Origin of the sequence: Myroides albus, from assembly GCF_024722315.1 — a bacterium.
GTDB classification, from domain to species: Bacteria; Bacteroidota; Bacteroidia; order Flavobacteriales; family Flavobacteriaceae; genus Flavobacterium; species Flavobacterium album_A.
Window position 1 is genome coordinate 1,279,486 of record NZ_CP102754.1, and the last position, 25,075, is coordinate 1,304,560.

At 36.9% G+C, this 25,075-nt stretch carries 21 protein-coding genes; 17 read left to right on the forward strand and 4 right to left on the reverse strand.

What is annotated here, in order from left to right; genetic code table 11:
* Nucleotides 1-215 precede the first annotated feature (215 nt).
* From NWE55_RS05990 to NWE55_RS06035, 10 genes are all read left to right on the forward strand, one after another.
* On the forward strand, nucleotides 216-1,490 hold the full coding sequence (locus NWE55_RS05990) for an O-acetylhomoserine aminocarboxypropyltransferase/cysteine synthase family protein (protein WP_155090840.1): 1,275 nt from the start codon (nucleotides 216-218) through the stop codon (nucleotides 1,488-1,490).
* A gap of 1 nt (nucleotide 1,491) precedes the next feature.
* Nucleotides 1,492-2,631, forward strand: a complete 1,140-nt coding sequence (locus NWE55_RS05995; protein WP_155090839.1) for a trans-sulfuration enzyme family protein — start codon at nucleotides 1,492-1,494, stop codon at nucleotides 2,629-2,631.
* Between the two features lie 16 nt (nucleotides 2,632-2,647).
* Nucleotides 2,648-3,613: an alpha/beta fold hydrolase gene (locus NWE55_RS06000; RefSeq protein ID WP_160339604.1), complete on the forward strand. Its 966-nt coding sequence runs from the start codon at nucleotides 2,648-2,650 to the stop codon at nucleotides 3,611-3,613.
* Nucleotides 3,614-3,625: 12 nt separating this feature from the next.
* Nucleotides 3,626-6,028: a bifunctional aspartate kinase/homoserine dehydrogenase I gene (gene thrA / locus NWE55_RS06005; RefSeq protein WP_160339605.1), complete on the forward strand. Its 2,403-nt coding sequence runs from the start codon at nucleotides 3,626-3,628 to the stop codon at nucleotides 6,026-6,028.
* A 288-nt stretch (nucleotides 6,029-6,316) separates the two neighbouring features.
* Nucleotides 6,317-7,513: a trans-sulfuration enzyme family protein gene (locus tag NWE55_RS06010; protein ID WP_155090838.1), complete on the forward strand. Its 1,197-nt coding sequence runs from the start codon at nucleotides 6,317-6,319 to the stop codon at nucleotides 7,511-7,513.
* Nucleotides 7,514-7,559: 46 nt separating this feature from the next.
* Nucleotides 7,560-11,291: a methionine synthase gene (gene metH, locus NWE55_RS06015; protein WP_160339606.1), complete on the forward strand. Its 3,732-nt coding sequence runs from the start codon at nucleotides 7,560-7,562 to the stop codon at nucleotides 11,289-11,291.
* On the forward strand, nucleotides 11,288-12,247 hold the full coding sequence (gene metF / locus NWE55_RS06020; protein WP_155090836.1) for a methylenetetrahydrofolate reductase [NAD(P)H]: 960 nt from the start codon (nucleotides 11,288-11,290) through the stop codon (nucleotides 12,245-12,247). Before metH ends, metF begins: the two co-directional genes overlap by 4 nt.
* Before the next feature lie 348 nt (nucleotides 12,248-12,595).
* Entirely contained in the window at nucleotides 12,596-13,420 is an 825-nt protein-coding gene (locus NWE55_RS06025; RefSeq protein ID WP_155090835.1) for a DUF4349 domain-containing protein, read from the forward strand.
* A gap of 305 nt (nucleotides 13,421-13,725) precedes the next feature.
* Nucleotides 13,726-14,511, forward strand: coding sequence for a hypothetical protein (locus NWE55_RS06030; RefSeq protein WP_155090834.1), 786 nt, complete (start codon nucleotides 13,726-13,728; stop codon nucleotides 14,509-14,511).
* A gap of 130 nt (nucleotides 14,512-14,641) precedes the next feature.
* Nucleotides 14,642-16,258 (forward strand): IS1182 family transposase, encoded by a 1,617-nt coding sequence (locus tag NWE55_RS06035; RefSeq protein WP_258204053.1) that lies wholly within the window; start codon nucleotides 14,642-14,644, stop codon nucleotides 16,256-16,258.
* Nucleotides 16,259-16,417: 159 nt separating this feature from the next.
* On the opposite strand, the gene NWE55_RS06040 is transcribed toward NWE55_RS06035, so the two are convergent.
* From NWE55_RS06040 to NWE55_RS06055, 4 genes are all read right to left on the reverse strand, one after another.
* On the reverse strand, nucleotides 16,418-16,921 hold the full coding sequence (locus tag NWE55_RS06040; RefSeq protein ID WP_155090833.1) for an NUDIX hydrolase: 504 nt from the start codon (nucleotides 16,919-16,921) through the stop codon (nucleotides 16,418-16,420).
* A 1-nt stretch (nucleotide 16,922) separates the two neighbouring features.
* Complete coding sequence (locus NWE55_RS06045) at nucleotides 16,923-17,549, reverse strand: chloramphenicol acetyltransferase (protein ID WP_155090832.1); 627 nt, start codon at nucleotides 17,547-17,549, stop codon at nucleotides 16,923-16,925.
* A 101-nt stretch (nucleotides 17,550-17,650) separates the two neighbouring features.
* Nucleotides 17,651-18,772: a TlpA family protein disulfide reductase gene (locus tag NWE55_RS06050; protein ID WP_155090831.1), complete on the reverse strand. Its 1,122-nt coding sequence runs from the start codon at nucleotides 18,770-18,772 to the stop codon at nucleotides 17,651-17,653.
* Between the two features lie 90 nt (nucleotides 18,773-18,862).
* Nucleotides 18,863-18,991 carry a hypothetical protein gene (locus NWE55_RS06055; protein WP_258204662.1) on the reverse strand — a complete coding sequence of 43 codons (129 nt, stop codon included), beginning with the start codon at nucleotides 18,989-18,991 and terminating at the stop codon, nucleotides 18,863-18,865.
* 436 nt (nucleotides 18,992-19,427) lie between these two features.
* Between NWE55_RS06055 and NWE55_RS06060 the strand changes: the two genes are divergently transcribed.
* The 7 genes from NWE55_RS06060 to NWE55_RS06090 all read left to right on the forward strand — a co-directional run bounded on the left by NWE55_RS06060 (nucleotide 19,428) and on the right by NWE55_RS06090 (nucleotide 25,037).
* On the forward strand, nucleotides 19,428-20,606 hold the full coding sequence (locus NWE55_RS06060) for an acyl-CoA dehydrogenase family protein (RefSeq protein WP_155090830.1): 1,179 nt from the start codon (nucleotides 19,428-19,430) through the stop codon (nucleotides 20,604-20,606).
* Nucleotides 20,607-20,690: 84 nt separating this feature from the next.
* Entirely contained in the window at nucleotides 20,691-21,455 is a 765-nt protein-coding gene (locus tag NWE55_RS06065) for a DUF3050 domain-containing protein (protein ID WP_155090829.1), read from the forward strand.
* A gap of 84 nt (nucleotides 21,456-21,539) precedes the next feature.
* Nucleotides 21,540-22,250 (forward strand): 3-ketoacyl-ACP reductase, encoded by a 711-nt coding sequence (locus tag NWE55_RS06070; protein ID WP_155090828.1) that lies wholly within the window; start codon nucleotides 21,540-21,542, stop codon nucleotides 22,248-22,250.
* 136 nt (nucleotides 22,251-22,386) lie between these two features.
* Entirely contained in the window at nucleotides 22,387-23,106 is a 720-nt protein-coding gene (gene mtgA, locus NWE55_RS06075) for a monofunctional biosynthetic peptidoglycan transglycosylase (RefSeq protein WP_155090827.1), read from the forward strand.
* Between the two features lie 86 nt (nucleotides 23,107-23,192).
* On the forward strand, nucleotides 23,193-23,723 hold the full coding sequence (locus NWE55_RS06080) for a hypothetical protein (protein ID WP_155090826.1): 531 nt from the start codon (nucleotides 23,193-23,195) through the stop codon (nucleotides 23,721-23,723).
* Nucleotides 23,724-23,878: 155 nt separating this feature from the next.
* Nucleotides 23,879-24,352 carry a Dps family protein gene (locus tag NWE55_RS06085; RefSeq protein WP_155090825.1) on the forward strand — a complete coding sequence of 158 codons (474 nt, stop codon included), beginning with the start codon at nucleotides 23,879-23,881 and terminating at the stop codon, nucleotides 24,350-24,352.
* Nucleotides 24,353-24,431: 79 nt separating this feature from the next.
* Complete coding sequence (locus NWE55_RS06090) at nucleotides 24,432-25,037, forward strand: DUF1684 domain-containing protein (protein WP_155090824.1); 606 nt, start codon at nucleotides 24,432-24,434, stop codon at nucleotides 25,035-25,037.
* Nucleotides 25,038-25,075 lie beyond the last annotated feature (38 nt).

Consider the following 25,075-nt stretch of genomic DNA (forward strand, 5'->3'; position numbering starts at 1 on the left):
CACAATGATGATGGCAATGATGATGATGAACATGATGATGTTCACGACGCCCTATTGCCTAAAGTCAACGAGTTAGTTATAATCTAAACAAAGAGATTAAAATACTTGAAGTCCTTTTGGCAATGCCGAAAGGACTTTTTTTATGCCCTTTACTCAGTAGGGTTAAGTACTGAGAAAATAAAAAACAAGTAACTAAAACATTAAAAAATATAACCATGAGCAATCTAAATTTTTCAACACAAGCATTACACGCAGGACACAATGTACAATCTACAGCAGGAACAAGAGCTGTGCCTATCTATCAGACATCATCGTATGTATTCGAAAATGCTGATCATGCAGCAGGAGCTTTTAACCTGTCTATCCCAGCGTACATCTATACAAGATTAAACAACCCTACTAACGATATCTTAGAACAACGCTTAGCTGCACTTGAGGGAGGTATCGGAGCAGTGGTAACAGCATCAGGAGCATCTGCTATCTCTACAACGTTCTTAACATTATTAAAAGCAGGAGACCACATCGTATCCTCTAATAGCTTATACGGAGGGACTTATAACTTATTTAATGTTACTCTTCCAAGATTTGGTATCAACACCACTTTCGTAGATCCATCTAATGTAGAGAACTTCAGAACAAATATTCAAGAGAACACAAAAGCAATATTCGTAGAGAGTTTAGGTAATCCTAAGTTAGACATCATTAACCTAAAAGCAGTTGCTAAGATCGCACAAGAGTTTAAGATACCTTTCATCGTAGATAACACTGTTGCCTCTCCTGCTCTACTTAACCCGATCGAATATGGAGCTAATATCGTAGTACACTCACTGACTAAATATATAACCGGGAACGGTACTTCATTAGGTGGAGCGATTATCGATGCAGGGACATTTGATTGGTCAAGTGGTAGATTCCCTGAGTTCACAGAACCATCACCAGGATACCACGGACTAATATATCATCAAGCATTAGGTAATGCGGCTTTCATCGCTAAGATAAGAGTAGAAGGATTAAGAGATTTAGGTGCAGCACTTAGCCCATTCAATGCTTTCCAAATCATCCAAGGATTAGAGACATTGCCTATCCGTATCCAAAAGCACAGTGAGAATGCTCTTGCATTAGCAGAGTGGTTAGAGAAACAAGATGCTGTAGCATGGGTAAACTATCCAGGTCTGAAATCAAGCCCTTACCACGACTTAGCAAAAGAGTACTTACCTAAAGGACAAAGTGGAGTGGTAACATTCGGATTGAAAAAAGGATTTGAAGCAGCGAAGACAGTAGCGAACGAGACAAAACTATTCTCACTACTTGCCAACATCGGAGATACCAAGTCATTAATCATCCACCCTGCTTCTACTACACACCAACAGTTAAGTGTGGCTGAACAAAAAGCAACAGGAGTAGCACCTGACTTAATCAGACTATCAGTAGGAATAGAAAACATTGAAGATTTAAAAGCTGATTTAGCTAACGTATTTAAAACATTATAAGATGAGTACCCAAACAGATATACTAAAACACATTCCGATAGACCCACACACAGGAGCCATCGCAGTACCGATCTATCAGACAACGACATTCGCTCAAGAAGCACCAGGAGTAAACAAAGGATTTGACTACACACGTACCAACAATCCTACTCGTCAAGCCCTTGAAGAATTAGTTGCCTCTTTAGAAAACGGTGCAAAGGGGTTTGCCTTTGGGAGTGGACTGGCAGCTATAGATGCTGTATTTAAAACACTGAGTCAAGGAGATGAAGTAATAGCAGTAGCCAATATCTACGGTGGTACATACAGACTGTTGAATGAGGTATATGCAAAGTTTGGGATCAAAACTCATTATGTAGATACAACAGTAGCAGCTAATGTAGAGAAAGCAATCAATGACAAAACCAAGTTGATATGGATAGAAAGTCCTACTAACCCTACACTGCGTATATCAGATATACAAGCTATAGCAGACATTGCTAAGAAACACAAGGTTTGGTTATGCGTAGATAACACTTTCGCTACCCCAATAGCTCAAAAACCTTTAGACTTAGGAGCTGATATAGTTGTTCACAGTGCGACTAAGTACATAGCAGGACACTCAGATGTAGTAGCGGGATTGGTCATCACGAAGACAGAAGAGTTAGGCAAGATCATTAAGTTTCACCAAAACTCTACAGGAGCTATACTAAGTCCTTTCGATAGCTTTTTAACCATCAGAGGCATTGAAACACTCTTGCTCAGATACAAAGGATATTCAGAGAATGCCCTAAAGATAGCAGAGTACCTCAGCACACATCCGAAGATAAACAAGATATACTATCCAGGATTAAAAAGTCATGAAGGACATGAACTTGCTAAGAAGCAACAAAAGTATTTCGGAGGAGTCATCAGCTTTGATCTAAAGAACAACAGCAAAGAGGCAGCTCTTAAGATTATACAAAGTCTAAAACTCTTTACACTGACTGAGGGATTAGGAGGAATAAAGAGCTTGAGCAACTATCCTTTTGAGATGTCTCATGGCTCAGTACCTAAAGAGACTAAAGTACAAGCAGGGATAACAGAAAGTCTAATACGATTATCCATAGGATTAGAAGAAACAGAGGATTTAATAGAAGATATCAAACAGGCATTAGCACAATAAATAACAACTGAATACCATGAGTCGCTTACAAGAAATAACAATCACTAATCATACACTACCAAACGGAAGTACACATACTTTTCACTTCACCTATCAGGTGGTGGGACAGCCTTTACACAGTGCTCCAATTGTATTGGTCAACCACGCTTTGACAGGAAATAGTCAAGTAGCAGGCGATGACGGATGGTGGAATAGCTTAGTGGGTTATGACAAAGTAATCGACCTCAACCGATACACAGTCCTTGCCTTTGACATACCTGGTAATGGTTTTAACCAACAGGAGGCTCACCTCATCCAAGATTATAAAGCACTAACGACTAAAGTAATTGCAGAAGTATTTTGGAAAGCGTTAGACCGATTACAGATCAATAGACTATACGCTGTTATCGGAGGAAGTTTAGGAGGAAGTATTGCATGGGAATTAGCATTTTTAAGACCAAAAGCGATAGACCACTTAATCCCCATAGCGACAAGCTGTAAAGCATCTGATTGGTTAATAGGAAATGCTTTAGTACAAGACAGTATTCTGAACAACTCTTCTCAACCGATAGAAGACGCCCGTATGCATGCTATGTTACTCTACCGCACTCCTGCATCGCTCCAGCAGAAGTTCGCTAACGGATATAAAGAAAGCGAAAACCAATATGCGATAGAGAGCTGGCTTAAATATCACGGACAGGCTTTAGAAAGTCGCTTTAAACTCCAAGCCTATAAATTGATGAATCACCTTCTGAAAACTATAGGCCAAGAGCAAACACAAGACAGTTTAAAAACTTTTGCTCAACAAACCAGTGCACACATACACTGTATAGCAGTAGATACAGATTATATGTTCACCAAAGAAGAGCAAGAGCAAACAGTAGAATTACTAAAAGACTGTTGCAAACACATTACATACCAAGAGATTCAATCCATACACGGCCACGATGCCTTTTTGATTGAATACGAACAATTAAACAATTTATTAAAACCATTATATTAAAATCAGCACATTATGAAAGTATTAAAGTTTGGAGGGAAATCCCTTGCATCAGGACAAGCTTTTGACAACGTTATAAACATTATCAAAACAAAAGTAAACGAAGGACCTATCGCTATTGTGGTTTCTGCCATAGGAGACACTACAGATACCCTTGAACATATATTAGACTTAGCAAAGACTAAACAAGATTATACAACTGCCTTTGAAGCTTTTAAGAACAGACCTTACCACCAAGAAGCAGATATAGATACAGAAATAGGAGTATTGAGCAAATTATACGAAGGAGTATCTCTAATCGAAGACTACGGGCTAAAGATTAAAGACCAAGTATTAGCACAAGGAGAATTAATATCAAGTAAGATATTAGCTGCTCAATTAAATGCAAAAGGGATAAGAGCTACTTCTGTAGATAGCCGTCAATTCTTTATCACAGATAACAACTTCGGTAGTGCACAAGCTATAGATGAGCTATCAAAAGAAAAGACTAAAGCTTTCTTTGATCAATTAGACAAAGACACTATCGCTATCGTTACAGGATTCATAGGAGCTACCGAAAAAGGAGAAACGACTACTCTTGGACGCAATGGTAGTAACTACTCTGCAGCACTATTGGCTAATTTTATCCAAGCAGATGAATTGCAAAATTATACTCATGTAGATGGTATTTATACTGCTAACCCTGATTGGGTTAAGAATGCACAGAAGATAGAAGAACTTCACTTCGATGAAGCAAATGAGTTGGCAAACTTCGGAGCATCTATTCTACACGCCAAAACAATATTGCCTTTGGTAGAGAATAACATTCCACTGCGTATCTTAAATACATTGAACCCTAATAGCAAAGGAACATTAATCTCTAATAGACAAACAGTAAAGGGAATCAAGTCTTTATCTGTACAGTCTAACACAGCCTTAATCCAATTCGAAGGACGTGGACTATTAGGGATCGTTGGAGTTGACGCACGTGTATTTACAGCATTGGCTAACGAAGGAATAAGCGTTGGGGTAATTTCACAAGGTTCTTCAGAGCGTGGTTTAGGATTTATCGTGGAAGAAAAAGACGCAGATAAAGCAAAGGATGCCTTAAACCGCGAATTCTCTAATGACTTCTATACACGTGATGTGAATAGCATTTCTATTATCCGTGATATAGCAGTTATCTCAATCATCGGACAAGACCTAAGCACATTTGACAAGCCTTATGCTGCATTAGTAAAGAATAAGATCGTTCCTATCCTATTCAACAATACAGTGACAGGAAAGAACGTGAGTTTAGTAGTACGCAAAGAAGAAGCGAAGAAAGCGCTAAATGTGATCCACGGACAAATATTTGGTATCGCTAAGAAAATCAATATCGCTGTATTCGGTCATGGTTTAGTTGGAGGTACTTTAATTGATCAAATCTTACACTCTGCTCAATCTATCGAAGACAAAAAGAATATTGCCCTTAACATCTTCGCCATCGGTAACTCTAAAAAAGTATTGCTAAACGATGGGGGGATTAACTGCAACTGGAGAGAAGATTTAAAAGATAAAAGTGTTGCCTATAATATCCAAGAGGTCATCGACTATGCGAATGCTAACCACTTAGAAAACTTAATCGCAATAGATAATACAGCATCAGGAGAATTTATCAAAAATTATATCCCATTAGTAGAGAATGGCTTTGATTTAATCTCATCAAACAAGATTGCCAACACTATATCGTATAGTTTCTACAGAGAGTTACGCCAGACATTAAAGGCAAACCACAAAGAGTATCTATACGAGACAAACGTAGGTGCAGGATTACCATTGATTGATACAATCAAGCTACTTCACTTATCAGGAGAGAATATCACGAAGATAAAAGGAGTATTCTCAGGAAGTTTAAGTTACATCTTCAACAACTACTCTATCCAAGACAGACCATTTAGTGAAGTGCTGAAAGAAGCAATCGACAAAGGATATACAGAACCAGATCCACGTGAAGACTTATCAGGTAATGATGTAGGACGTAAGCTGTTAATCTTAGCGAGAGAGTTAGACTTACAAAACGAGTTCGAAGAGATAAACATTCAGAACTTAATTCCAACAGACTTACAAGCTGTGGATACTCCAACGTTCTTAAACAGTTTAGAGAAGTTAAACCCTTATTTCGACAAGATAAAACAAGGCTTAGCACCAGATACAGTACTTCGCTATGTAGGAGAGCTATCAGGCGATCTACAAAAAGACAAAGGAGTATTAGAAACGAAGTTAATCGAAGTACCAACAAGTTCTGCTTTAGGACAATTAAAAGGTTCAGACAGTATATTCGAGATATACACTGAGAGCTATGGCGACAACCCTATCATTATCCAAGGAGCTGGAGCTGGAGCATCTGTAACTGCCAGAGGAGTATTTGGAGATATTTTAAGATTAGCTGATAAATAAATTGGTTAACAGTGGACAGTTTACAGTTAACGAACTAACCAACGTAACTGTAAAAGTGACACAGAATCTTGTGTCAAACACTGTTAACTGTAAACCGTTAACCATAAGCTGTAAATCAACATAGTGTCCCACTTTATGCTACCATTTAATACTAAAATAATCATATGAGACCATAATAGTCAAGTATTTAAAGAGGCTTTGATTAAGCAACTACTTTTGATTTACAAGTGAATACCAAAAACTAACCACTGTTAACTGTAAACCGTTAACCGTAAACTAAAAAAAAAGATGAGTACAATTAACAATGAAGAAGGCTGTTGTTTTGAGACACAAGCCATAAGAACACAGACAGAGCGCTCCCAATACAATGAGCACTCTACACCACTATACCTAACCTCAAGCTTTGTCTTTGACGATGCTGAAAATATGCGTGCCGTATTCGCAGAAGAAGTTGAACAATATTCTTACTCACGTTTTACTAACCCTAATCAAACTGAGTTGGTAGAAAAGATCAGGCTATTCGAGAAAGCAGAAGCAGGTTATGCCTTTGCCACAGGTATGGCGGCTGTGTACTGCAGCTTGTTCCCATTATTAAAAACAGGTGATCACATTGTTTCTTGTTCTAACATCTTTGGTTCTACGAGAAGTTTATTCAGTAATATGTTTCCAGAATGGGGAGTTGAGACGAGTTACTTCGACCTAAACCAAGTTTACGATGTAGAGCAATTGATTCGACCTAACACGAAGATTCTCTTTGCAGAAAGCCCTACTAACCCAGGAGTGGATGTATTAGACTTAGCTTTTTTAGGAGAGATTGCAAAGAAACACAACTTGATCTTTATTGTAGACAACACTTTTGCCACTCCTTACTTGCAGAACCCGATTCCATTAGGTGCACATATAGTCATACACTCGGCAACTAAGTTAATAGACGGACAAGGAAGAGCTTGTGGAGGTGTGACTGTTGGCTATCAAGAGTATATTCAGAAAATATATGTCTTCGCTCGTACCATTGGCTCAAGCATTTCACCATTTAATGCATGGGTCTTGTCTAAAAGTTTAGAAACATTAGCTGTACGAGTAGATAGACATTGTGAGAATGCCTTGACTATAGCAGAGTATTTAGAAAGACATCCAGCAGTGGAGTTTATCAAGTATCCGTTCTTACCAAGTCATCCACAATATGAAATAGCAAAAAAACAAATGAAACAAGGAGGGAACATCATCGCCTTTGGGATTAAAGGAGGACTGGATGCTGGTAAAGCATTCTTAAATGCTTTACAATTATGTAGCCGCTCTGCTAATCTTGGAGATAGTAGAACGATCGTTACCCACCCTGCTTCTACCACACATAGTAAAGTTCCTGCAGAAGAAAAAATAGCCACAGGTATTACAGACAACCTGATACGTCTATCTGTTGGCTTAGAGAATACAAAAGATATTATCCGTGACTTAGAACAAGCATTATCTACTGCAATTAAATAATGCCTTTCAAGACACTTCAAAAAAACATTGATTAAAAGAGAAAATTATGTCAACAACACGAATACATACTGATATCAGAAGCCTATTAAAAGAACGCACCTTAGTACTCGATGGAGCAATGGGTACAATGCTTCAGGCTTACCGATTCTCAGAAGAAGATTTCAGAGGGGAGCGCTTTGCTGATTTTGCTCACCCCCTGAAGGGAAATAATGACTTGTTGTCTATTACTCAACCTGAAGCTGTTAAAGAAGTACACAGACAATATCTTTTGGCAGGAGCTGATATCTTATCTACAAACACTTTTTCAGGGACTACTATTGCGATGGCAGATTACCACCTGGAAGATATAGTATACGAACTAAACTACCAATCGGCTAAGATAGCCCGAGAAGTAGCAGACGAAGTAGAAGCTTTAGATCCTGACAGACCTCGCTATGTAGCAGGTGCTATCGGACCGACGAATAAAACAGCGAGTTTATCTCCTGATGTTAATAACCCAGGATATCGTGCCATTACTTTTGAAGAGCTGAGAGTAGCTTATAAGCAACAGGCTGAAGCCCTATTAGATGGAGGATGTGACTTACTATTAGTAGAAACCATATTTGACACGCTAAATGCTAAAGCAGCTTTATTTGCTATAGACGAGATACAGGCAGAACGAGGTATTGATATTCCAATCATGATTTCGGGTACGATAACTGATGCTTCAGGACGTACTTTATCAGGACAGACTGTTGAAGCTTTTCTAATTTCTATAGCACATATTCCTTTGTTGAGTATAGGGTTTAACTGTGCTTTAGGAGCGGAGCAATTAGAACCGTATGTAAAGCAATTAAGTCAACATGCTGCTGTGAATATCTCAGCTCACCCGAATGCTGGTTTGCCAAATGCCTTTGGAGAATATGATCAAACACCAACAGAGATGAAGGAACTAATCGACAGTTTCTTAAGTCAAAACTTAGTGCAAATCATCGGAGGGTGCTGTGGTACAACTCCAGAACATATTAAGCTAATTGCTCAGGCGGTAGCAGAACACAGTAAGGACAGAAAACCAAAAGAAAACAACCTAAAACCAGTACTTGCCCTATCGGGATTAGAACCTTTATATGTGACTGCAGAAGCGAACTTCATCAACGTAGGAGAACGCACCAATGTTACAGGATCACGTAAGTTTCTTCGCTTGATCAAAGAAGAGAAATTTGACGAAGCCTTAGCTGTAGCAAGAGAACAAGTAGAGGGAGGTGCTCAGATTATTGACATCAATATGGATGAAGGATTGTTAGACGGTGTGCATTGCATGACTAACTTCCTTAACCTCATCGCTTCTGAACCAGATATTGCGAAAGTTCCTATCATGATTGATAGTTCTAAATGGGAGATTATCGAAGCAGGACTACGCGTAGTACAAGGTAAAGCGATTGTGAACTCGATCAGTCTAAAAGAGGGAGAAGAGTTATTTATCGAACACGCTAAATTAATTAAACGCTACGGAGCTGCCTCTGTAGTAATGGCATTCGACGAAAAAGGACAGGCAGACTCCTTAGAAAGACGTATAGAGATCTGCCAACGTTCTTATGATATATTAGTCAACCAAGTGAACTTCGCACCTCAGGACATCATCTTTGACCCTAACATATTTCCTGTAGCGACAGGAATGGAAGAGCACAACAACAATGCTTTGGACTTCTTTAATGCTACCAAATGGATCAGAGAGAACCTTCCTTATGCCAACGTAAGTGGTGGTGTAAGTAATGTTTCTTTCTCTTTCAGAGGAAACAACAAGGTAAGAGAAGCAATGCATGCTGCCTTCTTATACCATGCGATACAGCACGGTATGAACATGGGTATAGTGAATCCTGAGATGTTAGAAGTTTACGATGAGGTAGACAAGGATTTAATGGAACACGTAGAAGACGTGTTGCTAAATAGACGAGCTGATGCGACTGAACGCCTACTCGACTTTGCCGAAAGTATTAAAAATGAAAGTGCTATTCAATCAACCGAAGTTAAAGTAGAAGAATGGCGTTCAGGTAGTATCCAAGACCGACTAACACATGCCTTAGTCAAAGGAATCGAAACATATATAGAACAAGATACAGAAGAAGCTCGCCTTAGTGTACCTCAACCGATTCAAGTGATTGAACAATATCTAATGAATGGAATGAATGTAGTCGGAGACCTTTTCGGAGCAGGCAAAATGTTCTTACCACAGGTAGTAAAGTCTGCACGTGTGATGAAGAAAGCGGTCGCCTATCTACTTCCTTTTATAGAAGAAAGTAAAAAACAGAACGCAGAAGCCTCTGTAGGTAATGCAGGTAAGATACTTATGGCTACTGTGAGAGGAGATGTACATGACATCGGTAAGAATATCGTAGCAGTGGTATTGGCTTGCAATAACTATGAGATCATTGACCTTGGGGTAATGGTCCCTCCTGAGAAGATTATTGAAACAGCGATAAAAGAGCAAGTGGATATTATCGGACTAAGTGGATTAATCACTCCATCCTTAGATGAGATGGTACACTTGGCTAAAGAGCTTGACAAGGCCAATAGCAATATTCCAATCATGATTGGTGGAGCAACTACTTCTCGTGTTCATACAGCTGTGAAGATTGCACCAGAATACAAGAATTGCGTTGTACATGTACACGATGCCTCACGTTCAGTGACCATAGCCAATCAGTTGTTACAAAAAGAAGTTGAAGCAAGCTTTAAAGAAAACATCAAAGCAGAATACGATCAGCTTAGACGCGATTACTTAGGTAGAGCAAGAGACAAAAGCTATATCACAATCGAACAAGCAAGAGCAAACAAAGTCAAGATAGAATGGGATGCTAAAGACATTGTCAAACCCAACTTCATCGGTACGAAGACTGTAACAGTAGAGCTGGACGAGTTATTGCCATTTATAGATTGGGCACCGTTCTTTCGTTCTTGGCAGTTGTTCGGCAAGTTTCCTGAGATCTTGACAGATGAGATAGTAGGACAGACAGCAACACAAGTATATGACGATGCTTTAGTAATGTTAGACAAAATCATCACTGAACGTTGGTTCGAAGCACGAGGTGTATTGGGCATTTTTCCTGCAAATCAAGTTAATGATGACGACATCGAAGTGTACAATGAACAAGGAGAAACATTAGACAAGTTATTAACGCTACGTCAACAATCGCTGAAGAACATCAAGGCTCCGAATATTGCCTTAGCCGACTTCGTTGCTCCAAAAGAAAGTGGATTAGAGGACTACATTGGTTTATTCGCAGTCTCAACAGGTTTTGGAGTAGATGAAATAGCCAAACAATATGAAGATGACCTTGATGACTATAACGCTATTATGGTCAAAGCATTAGCAGACCGTTTAGTAGAAGCCTTTGCAGAATACCTTCACCACGCAGTGCGTAAAGAAATTTGGGGATATGCTTCTGCAGAACGCCTTAGCAATGAAGAACTAATAAAAGAAGCATATCAAGGAATTCGACCAGCACCAGGTTATCCAGCTTGTCCTGATCACTTAGAAAAAGGAACGATATGGAAACTCCTACAAGTCGAAGAGCGCATAGGCGTAAGTCTGACAGAGAGCTATGCCATGTTCCCTGCCGCCGCAGTATCGGGTTATTATTTTGCCCACCCACAGAGTAGATACTTTGGATTAGGTAAAATAGAACAAGATCAATTAGCAGACTATGCTAAGAGAAGAAACATAACAATAGAAGAAGCTGAACGTTGGCTGTCACCCAACTTAGCACAAAATAATAAATTAACGACGAACGAATCATGAAAGTAACAGAACACATCCAAAAGGCAAACGGGAAAACACAATTCTCTTTTGAGATACTACCTCCCTTAAAAGGACAAAATATTCAAGGAATATTTGACTCTATCGAACCGCTAATGGAGTTTGACCCTCCTTTCATAGACGTAACGTATCATCGAGAAGAATATGAGTACAAAGAAGCAGGCAACGGACTGTGGGAAAAAAGAGTTGTCAGAAAAAGACCAGGAACTGTCGGCATTTGTTCAGCTATCCAACATAGATTCAAGTTGGATGCTATACCACACATCTTGTGTGGAGGCTTCACCAAAGAAGACACCGAAAACTTCCTCATAGACCTTGATTTCTTAGGGATAGATAATGTTGTAGCCCTTAGAGGGGATGCTGTGAAGAACGAGACTTACTTTAAACCCGAACCGAAAGGAAACAAATATGCCTCTGAATTGGTAACTCAAATCAGTGAACTTAACCAAGGTATCTATTTAGACCCAGAGCTTGAGAATACCAGTAAGACTGACTTCTGCATTGGAGTGGCTGGTTATCCTGAGAAACACATGGAAGCACCTAACTTTGATACAGACCTTAAATACCTAAAGCAGAAAATAGACAACGGAGCAGAATATATCGTTACACAGATGTTTTTTGACAACAGTAAGTTCTTTGCCTTTGTAGAGAAATGTAGAGCTATCGGTATTGATGTGCCGATTATCCCAGGGCTAAAACCATTAGCTACCCTAAGCCAATTGAATCTGCTACCTCAACGTTTTAAAGTTGACTTACCAGATGATTTGGTTGCTGAAGTACTCAAAGCAAAAGACAATGCTGCCATCCGCGAGATCGGTATTGAATGGTGTGCACAGCAGTCAAGAGAATTGATAGACGCAGGTATCCCTATCGTACACTACTACTCTATGGGTAAATCTGATAATATCAAGAAGATCATTAAGCTTGCAACGGTTTAGAGAACGGGGAACGGGGAACGGGAAACTGGGAACTGGGAGGACCGAGTGTTAAGAAAGTGTCCAGTGGCTATTTAGGAAACAGGGAACTGGGAACCGACTAACAGAATCCATAATTCTTTATTATAATTTTTTTGTTGTAAAAAACCTCTTGTTTATAGGCAAGAGGTTTTTGTTTTTTATACGAATCATGACCATGACTGCTCCTTAAAGTCTCCAGACTTTGAGAAAATATGTTTATACAACGACACTTCCACTTTCCCCATAATCAGTGATTTAAAACAAAATTTTAACTTTTCTTAAGTTTTACAACAAACTATCTATTACATTTGTTAATGTAAAACAATAACTATGAAAAAGACACTTAAAGTATTAACGCTTTTGTTATTCACAGCTCTTATATCGTGTTCTAAAACAGGAGAGCTAAGAGAAGAAACAGTAGCATCGTTGGCTGATATTGCTGCCGAAACCACTACTGAAGCACCACAATCCACAGATGCTACTCAAGATATCACTGTACCTGAACGCATGATAGTCAAAGAAGGGAAAATACGCTTTGAAACTTCGAATGCACAAGAAACTCGAGCTAATATCGTAGCAAGTAGCAAAAAACTCAACGGATATCTATCACAAGACACATCAAATGTCTACAGCAATCGCACTGAACATACCATTGTGATTCGAGTACCTGCGAAGAACTTCGAAACCTTGTTAGAAGGAGTTACACAGACTGCCACTAAAGTAGACAGCAAAAACATCAATGCCTTAGATGTAACCGAAGAGTTCATCGATGTAGAAGCGAGAATCAAGACGAAGAAAGAAATAGAAGTGCGCTATAAAGAATTACTTAAACGCGCCAATTCAATAGATGATATTCTAAGAATAGAAAGAGAACTGGGGGCTCTACGTGCGAATATAGAATCTTTTGAAGGCCGATTAAAGTATCTAAAGAGTAGAATATCGCTAAGTACCCTTACGGTAACTTTCTATGAAAAAGGAGAATCAACAACTGGCTTTGGGTACGAAATATCATCTGCCTTTGGTTCTGGATGGAGTAATCTATTATCATTTGTGATAGGGTTATTCTATATCTGGCCATTTATCCTAATCTCAATTGGATTAATCTTGATCATTAGACGTATCAGAAAACGCAGAAAACAGAATAAAATAAATTAATATAAAGCAAAAGCCCTACTATGACAGTAGGGCTTTTTATATTGAATTGTCCAGAGTCAAATCCTGTATTTCTACTGTCCAGATTATCATCCTATTCAATTATCTTTTTCTGATTACAAATATATCAAATTTAAAGCAATCAAATATAATATGCTGATAATTAGTGTTTATAATTATTATCTTCTACTATAGCTTTTAAACAATATCATTATCTAATGTTTTTCCTAATTAACTAAGCTACAATTAAAATAACACAACAACTCCATAATTTATTGTAAATTACATTACTTTCTATACTATTCAATATGAAATATTTATATCTAATAACACTAACTTTATTGATATTCTCCTGTGGCAAGAAACAACAACCTTTTCAAGAGTTTCAAAATTCAACCACAGAAGAAGTTGTTCAAGAAATACCTGCTATAGAAGAAATTGACCAGACAACTGATAATCAACACCCTGATTATCCTAAACAAATAGATATAGACTTTGATAAACATAAAGACATCTTAGATATGATACTGTTATTACCTGATACCGTTTTTACTACCTGGGGATGGGATATAGCAGAACGTCAATCATGGTATAATGAAATCAAGAAAAATAACTACTATATAGATGATGATCCTTTGTACTTTAATCAAAGTTACTTCGAGCCACACACAGCAGGTTTCTCTATCATAGATGGATATTGGACTATAACAATCTATAGAGCAACTGATCAATCTATATACATTGTGACAGATGATGTAGTTGGAGATAGTAATAGCATACATATATTAGAAGTAAAAGAAAATGAGATAGTTAATTCTTACACACAAGAAGAAGTCTTCGGGAATTTCGAAAATCTTGTAACTCTTCCTAATATCAATTCAGACTGTTTAGATAAAATTCAAGGTGCAGAACTATCTATTTATGATGTTAACTTAGATGATAAACAGATTATCGAGTTTGAGAGTTCTTGGTATCATACTAAAGATGAATATCAATACTGCCTTAAAGGCAACACTATACAATACCGATTCAACCCAGACACAAAGCAATTCGACATCCAAAAGATCTACTGGAAACCAAAACCTAAATATTAATAAAGCAAAGAGGCTGTCTAAAAAGCCTAAAAAACAAAACCCCGTCTAAAAAAGGCGGGGTTTTTTCATTGTTTGTCCTCAAAAATAATTATCTTCAAGGTGCAACCAAACAATAAGAAAGACAAATATAATGTTCAAATCTGAAAGTTTAAAATCGCCGAGTCTATTTCCTGAAGATATTTTTTCTAAAATTCCTCTAGACCATCCTGTTCGTCTTATCAATGCTGTTGTTGATGAGTTAGATATTAGTTCTATTTTAAGTCAATACAAAGGAGGAGGGACCACCAGTTATCATCCCCGTATGATGATAAAAGTCTTATTCTACGCCTATTTCAATAATATTTATTCATCGCGTAAGATTGAACGGGCTTTGACGGAGAACATTTATTTTATGTGGTTATCTGGTAATAGCTTGCCTGATCATCGCACGATTAATTATTTTCGCGCTAAGCGATTGAAAGGTCAAATCCATCAGCTTTTTGCAGATGTGGTTCGTCTGTTACAAGAATTACAATATGTTAGTTTACAAGTTCAATATATTGATGGAACAAAAATTGAATCTAGCTCTAACCGATACACCTTTGTATGGCGTGGTTCAGTGGAGAAAAACAAGGCTAAATTAGAAACAAAAATTCAAGATGTTCTCACAGAAATAGAGGGTCAAATCAAACAGGATCAAAGTGAACTCGCAAAAGAACACTGTTCCAAAAATATTGATAGTTTAGAGCTTAAAGAAAAAGTGACTCAGTTAAATAAACATAGGGCAGACCTACCCAAACCTACAGCTAAACAGCTCAAACAGTTAGAAGACGAGCATTTACCTCGCTTGCAAAAATACGAACAACAACTAGAAACTTTAGGTACTCGAAATAGTTATAGTAAAACAGATCCAGATGCTACTTTTATGCGAATGAAAGAAGATCACATGAAAAACGGGCAACTTAAACCTGCCTACAATACTCAAATAAGTACTGAAAATCAATTTATTACACATTATACTATTGCACAAAAATCAACTGACACCACTACCTTAATCAATCATCTAGAGACTTTTGAACAAACCTATGCACAACAAAGTAAAGAAGTTGTAGCAGATGCTGGGTATGGTAGCGAAGAGAATTATCTGTATTTACTTGAAAGAGAAATAACGCCCTATGTGAAATTTAATTATTTTCATATGGAACAGAAAAGAGCTTGGAAGAACAACCCTTTTCTACAACACAATCTTTACTACAATAAATTGTTTGATTACATCTTATGTCCAAATGGAGAAAAGCTACCTAATATTGGAAGTAGTACTAAATACACCACCACTGGTTTTGCGTCAAAAATACATCTGTATCAAGCTTCTAACTGCTTGAAATGCTCGTTAAAAGAGCTATGTAATAAAGCAGCAGAAAACAGAACAGTCTCTATGAATCATAGATTGGTTCAAATAAAACAACATATTAGAGAATTACTCAACTCTGAACGCGGTAAATATCATAGAAGTAAAAGACCTGTAGAAGTAGAAGCTGTTTTTGGACAACTAAAAAGCAACAACAAATTTACTAGGTTTACTCTAAGAGGATTAGAAATGGTCGAAATTGAATTTGGACTGATGGCTCTTGCACATAATTTAAGAAAACTTACTAAGAATAGAGAAAAATCGACTTTAAACAACAATTTTCATCCTAAAAAAGAGACTGATAAACGAAAAATGACAAATTATAAGTCTAAAACTCGTTTTAATTGCAAGAACTTTTAATCTAAGAGAAAAGTAACGTTTTATATAATACAAAAGAGGGTGACCTTTTGGGACACCCTCTTTTATATTTCTTTAATTATGTATCTACCTGCTTTATGTGACACGCAAAATATTGCGTTTCTACAGTAAACCTATACTTAATGCCATAGGCAAAAACTGTTAACCGTTAACTGACAACTGTAAACCTGTTATCTCCTCCTTCATCTCTAACAAATTCAACTCTCCATCGTATAATGCGTGAAACACAAAAGGCTTATTCTCTAAGATGTATTTATAAATAAACCAATCTGTCTTCGGAGTAGGTACATTTAGCAAGTCCTCATACGCTATCCACTCTAAAGTTCCCTCGTTACACTCAGGAGGAGTTACAGCATCGATATCAGCTGCATACACATAGTTTAGCCAATTATACTTCACAGGAGAAGTCTCTGTCAGTATTCCGCAGAACTTCACCTTCTCTACTTTTATACCCGTCTCTTCAAACGTCTCACGGATCACACCCTCCTCAGGAGTTTCGAAAGGTTCTATCTTACCTCCTACAGGAGTGTACATATCCTTATTCGGTTCTTTTAAACGCTTTAGCAGCATTAAGTTACTACCATTTCTAAGCACACATAGTGTAGCTATCTTCTTTATGCCCTCAGGGATGATTACTTTACTCATCTTACTTCTCGTTTAAAAGTTGTTGAAAACGATCTACGAACTCCCCTACATGTACTCCATCCATCAGTGCATGATGTCCATGTATAGATACCGCCATACGCTTACGACCATTCTCTTCCATCACTTTACCAAACGAAATCTTAGGGCAGCTATCAGGAAAATCATAGTGACGTGCGTGCGACATAGAAGTAAAATCAAGCCAAGGCACAGTAGATATATGCAATACATTCTCCCCTTTTGATGCTGGGAAGAAGTCTGTTGATTGCTGTACTCGATCAATCTCTTCTTTTGCCTTAATCAAAAAAACTTCTTTATCACTATAGTAATCCATATACGCAAACCCAAACGTACCATTCGGTCTATTGATAGTAGGCGAAGCGTGTACCTCATCATACAAATATACCTCGTTATCTACTATTCTATATCGAAATGCCTCTACTTCATTAGCAGCCTTTAGTGCGTCGTATAAATAAGTTAAGAAAAAAGAATGCCCTTTCTCTTTTGCTTTTTGGTAAGCAGTGGTACAATCCACTTGTACGGTTAATCCAAAGAAAGGTTCTGTAAATTGTGAAAAGAACGCATACTGCTCTTTTCTATTCCATTGAGATAAATCTATTTTAGTTCTCATCGTTGTTATTGTTGTTTTGTAATCAACAGCGAAAATATACGGAATCTTCTTGAGGGCATAAGACTTTTGTCCTATACTTATATATGTAAAATCGCTTACGCCTATTTCATCAACGCTCTTAATTGTTCTTCAAAATCCTCTCCTTGCATTCCTTCGAATCTCCTCACTAGTTTTCCATCTTGATCAAACAACCAATAATCTGGTGTACTATTATTTCTATACATTGCTAGAACAGGACTTAGTCTTCCCTCTTTATTACCTAATAAAATACCCTTATTCCCTTTAAATTCAGAGTAATATTTAAACTTATCTTTCTGATCATGTCCTGCATAATACGTAATATGTACAAGCTTATCCTTCAAGTTATCAGCTATCTGAGTTGTCTTAGGAGCTGCTTTTTCACAATAGCCACAGTGGTAAGTCGAAAAATCTAACAATACATATTTCCCCCTAAAGTAATCACTAAGCTTTACTTGCTTAGTTTGTAGATCTTCAGCATAAAAATCATAATACTTATCTCCTATTTCCAGAAGCTTATGATCTATATATATCTTAAGCATCTGTACTTCTTTAGTATCATAATACTTAGGATCTATAAGAGCATATAGTTCGTTTAAATAATCTGATGAATAATCTATAGCCTGATATTGCAGTAGGTATCGAGCATAAGCTGTATTAATATTCTTTTTTATAAAAGCGTTATCTTGTTTGTTAATAAGATTTGACAACTTCTTAATCTCACCTAGAGGTTCTTCATCACTTAGATACACCTTCGCTACACTATCCTTAGCTTTCCCTTCTTCTAAAAGACGATAATACTCTTTGATATAAACACTTCGTTCTTCTACTAAGTGCTTATTAACTAACATATTTTCATATCTCAGACTGTCATTCACAGAATTCATCGCTCTAAGATTACCTGAAAAATCATTTATAGAACCATTAATAGTTACAGACTCATTTCCTAAAAAAAAGAAGGTACTCTTTGTCTCTTTTCCTACATAAGCATCTAATCTCACATAATTAGGAACATCTTCTAGTACCATAGACACATCTACCTCACCATTCTTTAGACGAAATTCTTGTTCTTTTCCACCACTAGATAACTTCATCTTTACCTCATCGCTTATTCCTTCCAGTTTCCCTATAATATGTAATTTTTCCTGTCCTAATACTCCCATAGAGCACAGCATTAAAAGCATATAGAATATCTTATATTTCATAGTTCACAAATCAATTAAAGCTAAGTAACAGCAATTTAAATAATTAAAGAATAACTAAATATCAACATTCAAATAAATATAACTACGCTCCTATTTCATCAACGCTCTCGACTGCTCTTCAAAATCCGCTCCTTGTACTCCTTCGAATTCTTTAATCAACTCCCCTGTAGAATCAAACAACAGATAATTAGATGTCATCATATTGTGATACATAGACATAACAGAAGTCTTTACTACAATCTCCCTCCACAAAGACAATACAGGCTCCGCAAAGTCTCCCGACTTTGCGGAACTCTGCTACATTAGAACGAGACAACAATAACTGTACAGCTATATTAGGACGAGACACCCTTTTTTAGGGGTGGTCGGCTTGTGGTCGGCATATGATCGCATAGTGGTCGCATAGTTTATAGCTAAATACATGCGACCACTATGCCATGACCCTACGATCACTATACTATCATATCGATAAAGTATGTAGCAAATAGCAGAACAGAACACACTGCAACAACACAAATTATTAAGCACGAAAGCAGATAATAACAAAGGAGGCTTACGAAAAAAAGGAGAAGAATCAGAATTAAACTGCGTAAAAATTGCAAAAGACTAAATATTAACTATTTTTGTTATACAACCAAAAAAACATTTTAATTATATGAGACCAGATTTATTTCAAGCACCTGATTATTACCACTTAGACGACTTGCTCACTGATGAACACAAGTTAATACGAGATACGGCAAGAGCATGGGTTAAAAAAGAAGTATCACCCATCATTGAAGATTTTGCACAACGCGCTGAATTTCCTAAACAAATAATACCAGGATTAGCTGAAATAGGTGGTTTTGGTCCATATATACCAACAGAATATGGAGGAGCAGGATTAGACCAAATTTCGTACGGATTAATCATGCAAGAGATAGAGAGAGGAGATTCGGGAGTTCGCTCTACCTCATCTGTACAATCTTCTCTTGTGATGTATCCAATATGGAAATACGGAACAGAAGAACAGCGAATGAAGTATTTACCTAAATTAGCAACAGGAGAATACATTGGATGCTTTGGACTAACAGAACCTGATCACGGATCAAATCCAGGGGGAATGATTACCAATTTCAAAGATATGGGAGATCATTATCTATTAAATGGAGCTAAGATGTGGATATCTAATGCACCATTTGCACACCTTGCAGTAGTATGGGCTAAAAATGAGGAAGGTCGTATCCATGGACTGATTGTAGAACGCGGTATGGAAGGTTTCTCTACTCCTGAGACACACAATAAGTGGTCTTTGAGAGCTTCTGCTACAGGAGAGCTTATTTTTGATAATGTCAAAGTTCCAAAAGAAAACTTACTACCAAACAAATCAGGATTAGGAGCACCTCTTGGTTGCCTTGACTCTGCGAGATATGGGATTGCATGGGGAGCAATCGGAGCAGCTATGGACTGCTACGATACGGCACTTCGCTATTCGAAAGAGCGCATACAATTTGATAAACCAATCGGTGCGACTCAGTTACAACAAAAGAAGTTGGCAGAAATGATTACCGAAATTACCAAAGCTCAGTTGTTAACTTGGAGACTTGGCGTATTGAGAAATGAGGGACGTGCTACTTCCGCTCAAATCTCCATGGCAAAGCGCAACAACGTAGCTATGGCATTAGATATCGCTCGTGAAGCACGACAAATGTTAGGAGGAATGGGTATCACAGGAGAATACTCTATTATGCGTCACATGATGAACTTAGAATCTGTTGTCACATATGAAGGAACTCATGATATTCACTTGCTAATTACAGGTATGGATGTGACGGGGTTCTCTGCATTCAAATAAACAATATTCAAATCACTAAACTTTATAGAAAAGGCTTCTCTTTGCAGGGAAGCTTTTTTATTTTTGCACAAATATTTTTTTGCCATGACAATTCAAGAAGTAAACACACTCATTTCGCCAGAAAGAAATGCACTATTACAGCATCCACTTTACAATAAGATAAAAACCATTGACAATCTACGTGCCTTTATGGAAGGACATGTGTATGCTGTATGGGATTTTATGTCTTTATTAAAAGCATTACAACAAAAGCTCACTTGTACCACTACTCCGTGGTTTGCGTCTCCCTATGCTCAAACAAGGTATTTAATCAATGAAATCGTGTTAGCTGAAGAATCAGACCTTGCTATAGATGGTCAGCGATTAAGTCATTTTGAAATGTACTTAGATGCCATGACAACTGCTGAGGCGAATACTACAACTATATCTACATTGATCGATAAGCTTAAAGGAGGTACACCCATATTTGAGGCGATAGCAACAATGAATTTGGATGAAGGAGTAAAAGATTTTTTAAACTTCACATTCAAGACTATCGAAGCGGGAAAACCACATGAGATTGCAGCTGCCTTTACTTTCGGTAGAGAAGATTTAATTCCAGATATGTTCACAGAAATACTCAGAGGGTTTCAACAAAACTTCCCTGAAACAGATTTGAGCAAATTAGTTTACTATTTTGAACGTCACATCGAATTAGATGGTGATGAACACGGCCCGATGGCCATGCAAATGATAACAGAATTATGTGGAGAGGATCAACAAAAATGGCAGGATGTCATCGCTGTGTCAAAGGAGGCGCTGAAAAAGAGATACGGTCTTTGGAATGCAATAGAAAAAAACATTAGATAAGTAACTGTTTATTAACAACAACTAAACATACTTTTGATTAATAATTCAGTATTTTTACCTAAAACAATAAAAATATAAGAAAACATGAAAGGAAAGAATGCAATAATAACTGGTGGAGGACGAGGACTTGGTAAAGCGACAGCTATTGCCTTTGCAAAAGAGGGAATTAATGTTGCTATTACAGGTCGAAATGAAGGAAAGCTACAAGAAACAGTTAAAGAATTAGAGGCTTTAGGCGTTAAAGCAACTTATGCAGCATTTGATGTAACAGATAAAGCGAAAGTTAAAAGCGAAATAGCGAAGGTTATCAATACCCTTGGTGGAGTAGATATCTTGGTAAACAATGCAGGTATTTCAGAATTTGGTAAATTCACAGATATGCCAGCTGAGCGTTGGGAAGAAATTCTACTTACAAACGTAATGGGAGTTTACAATGTAACAAGAGAAGTATTGCCTCATTTAATTGATCAAAATGAAGGAGATATATTCAATGTAGCATCCACTGCTGGGTTAAATGGAAATGCAACTACGTCTGCATACTCAGCATCTAAATTTGCTGTTATCGGAATGTCTGAGTCACTGATGAAGGAAGTACGCAAAAACAATATTAGAGTTTGTACGTTAACGCCAAGTACTATTGCATCAGATATGTCGATAGAATTAGGTCTGACAGATGGTAACCCAGATCACATCCTTCAACCAGAAGATTTTGCTGAACTAATAGTAGCTACTCTTAAATTACCAAGAAGAGCAATGTTGAAGTCAGCGTCACTTTGGACAACAAATCCAGTATAGGAAAAATAAAACACTTATAATCAAACCTTTGTATTTAAAATATACAAAGGTTTTTTTTTGATATTTCAAGTAATCCCTGTGAAAAGAAAGACTTTTTTATATACATTTGCTACGATTTTTACCTTGATTTATCCCTATGATACGCAAGCTATTTCGCTTTTTGTTGAAAGCAATAATTTACTTCTTTATTTTTAGTATTGCTTCTGTTATTCTATTTCGATTTGTTCCAGTTCCTTATACACCATTGATGTTTATAAGAATGTATGAACAAATGAAAGCAGGAGAATCCATCACACTAAAACACAATTGGGTACCTCTTAACGAAATAAATGTAAACTTGCAAAAAGCTGTAATCGCATCAGAGGATGGAAATTTCATCAGTCACAATGGATTTGATATGAAGGCAATCGAAAAGGCGATGAAAAATAACGAAAAGAAAAATGCACGTATAAAGGGAGGAAGTACTATTTCTCAACAAACGGCTAAGAACGTTTTTTTGTGGCCAGGGAGAAGTTATATTCGCAAGGGGTTTGAGGCCTATTTTACAGTGTTGATTGAACTTATTTGGCCTAAAGAAAGAATATTAGAAGTTTATCTCAATAGTATAGAAATGGGCAAAGGCATATATGGCGCCGAAGCAGCATCTTACTATTGGTTTAATAAGCAAGCAAAGCATCTAAGCCCTTCAGAAGCTGCGAGCATAGCAGTTATTCTTCCAAATCCACGAAAATACAAAGCTACAGGTTCTGGCCCTTATATCAATAAAAGAAGATCGTTGATTACAAAGTACGTAAACAACTTCGGCCCCTTAGATTTTGATGGTAATATTGAGAAGAAAAAACCAAAAAAGAAGTAAAATTTGAGATTATAATGGTTTTTATTGTCTTATTAAAATAAAAATCTTTATTTTTGAGGGAAACAATAAATAAAAGAATAAAAACTATGAAAAAATCAATTTTATTATTAGCAGCATTTGGATTAATGTTTGTTTCTTGTAAGGATACCAAAAAAGAGGTAGAAGAAATGAAACAAGATGTAATCGAAGCAGGACAAGAAGCTAAAGAAGACTTAAAAGGAGCATTAGACAATGCATCAACTAAGTTAGAAGAGGCTAAGAAAGCTGTAGAAGTTGCAGTGAAAGAAGGAAATGAAGAAGCAAAAGAAAAAGCTAACAAAGCATTAGAGGAAGCTCAAAAAGAGTGGGATGCATTAAAAGCTAAAACTGTTGAGGCTTCAGAAAACCTAAAAAAAGAAGCTAACGATGTAGCAAATGATTTAAAAGGTGATGCAAAAGAAAAAGCAGACCAACTAAAAGAGGCAGCAAATGAAGCTACAGACAAAATCAACGAAAAAGCAGACGAAGCGAAAGATAAAGCAGACGAATTAATTAAAGACGCTAAATCTAAAACTGAAGATGCGAAAAATGAAGCAGACAAAAAGCTTCAAGACGCAAAAAAAGACTTATTTAAATAATATGAAAGAGGAGGAACTTTTAAAAGTTCCTCCTTTTGTTTTTGAGACATTTTGGTATCAGATTTATCAATAGTCAAATAAATACAAACAATTAGATATCAACACAATCCGACAATATATTACTACCTTTACATAGTAATAAAAATTAAGAAACTATGAAAGCAAATATTGGACTTACAGACAAAGCACGTCAATTTAATGCAGACGTATTAGCTAAATTATTAGCGGATGAATTTGTACTTTATACTAAAGCAAGAAATGCGCACTATAATGTAACAGGTGTAGATTTTCATTCAAAACACGTTTATTTCGAAGAGTTGTACACTGAGTTAGCAGTAAATGTAGATGCTGTAGCTGAGCGTATCAAAACTTTAGGACACTATGCACCTTCTTCGTTAAAAGATTACTTAAAACTAACGCATTTGACAGAAGAAAGATCAACTGATAAGACTGACAGTAAATCATGGATAAGTGAATTGTTAATCGATTATGAAATCATTGTATCGTTTATCAGACAAAATATAGATGCAATAGAAGAATCAAATGATAAGAGTACTGCTGACTTCCTTATTGGATTAATGGAAGAACATGAAAAAACAGCTTGGATGTTGCGTTCTCACTTGGGATAATTCTCAAAACAATATAGAAACAAGGTTTGTCTTTTTTTAGGCAAACCTTTTTTTATATATTTACTCCAAACCCACAAACATGAAGAAATTACTTGCAATGATAGCCCTTGCACTAATAGGTATTAGCTGCAATTCAGACCATTTAACAGAAACCGAAAAAGCTGCTAAATTTCAGAAAAAACTAAACAAAGAATTTGCAGATAGTAAAACCAGTCCTTTGCCAAAGGATGCTTTAAAAACATTTGAATCCTTAGATTTTTTTCCTATTCAAGAAGATTTTATTGTTACGGGGAAGCTATTGAGAACTCCAGGCGAAAAACCGTTTGAAATGCCAACAACCACAAGTAGAAAGCCAACCTATATCAAATTTGGAGAAATCACATTTACCTTGGCCGACAAAACACATACCGTTGATGTATTTCAAGATCTAAGCCTAAAGGGTAAAGAAGAATACACGAATCACCTCTTTCTACCCTTTACAGATTTGAGTTCGGGAGAAACAACCTATGGAGGCGGTCGATATTTAGACTTAGAAATACCTGAAGGAGATGAAATAACAATCAACTTTAACATGGCTTATAATCCCTATTGCACCTATAATCCAAAATACTCTTGCCCTATACCTCCAGACAAAAATTTCATTAAAGCGGATATTTATGCAGGAGTAAAAGACTATCAGTACTAATAAAAAAACAATAGCAAGAATCGGATTGTCAGAGAATC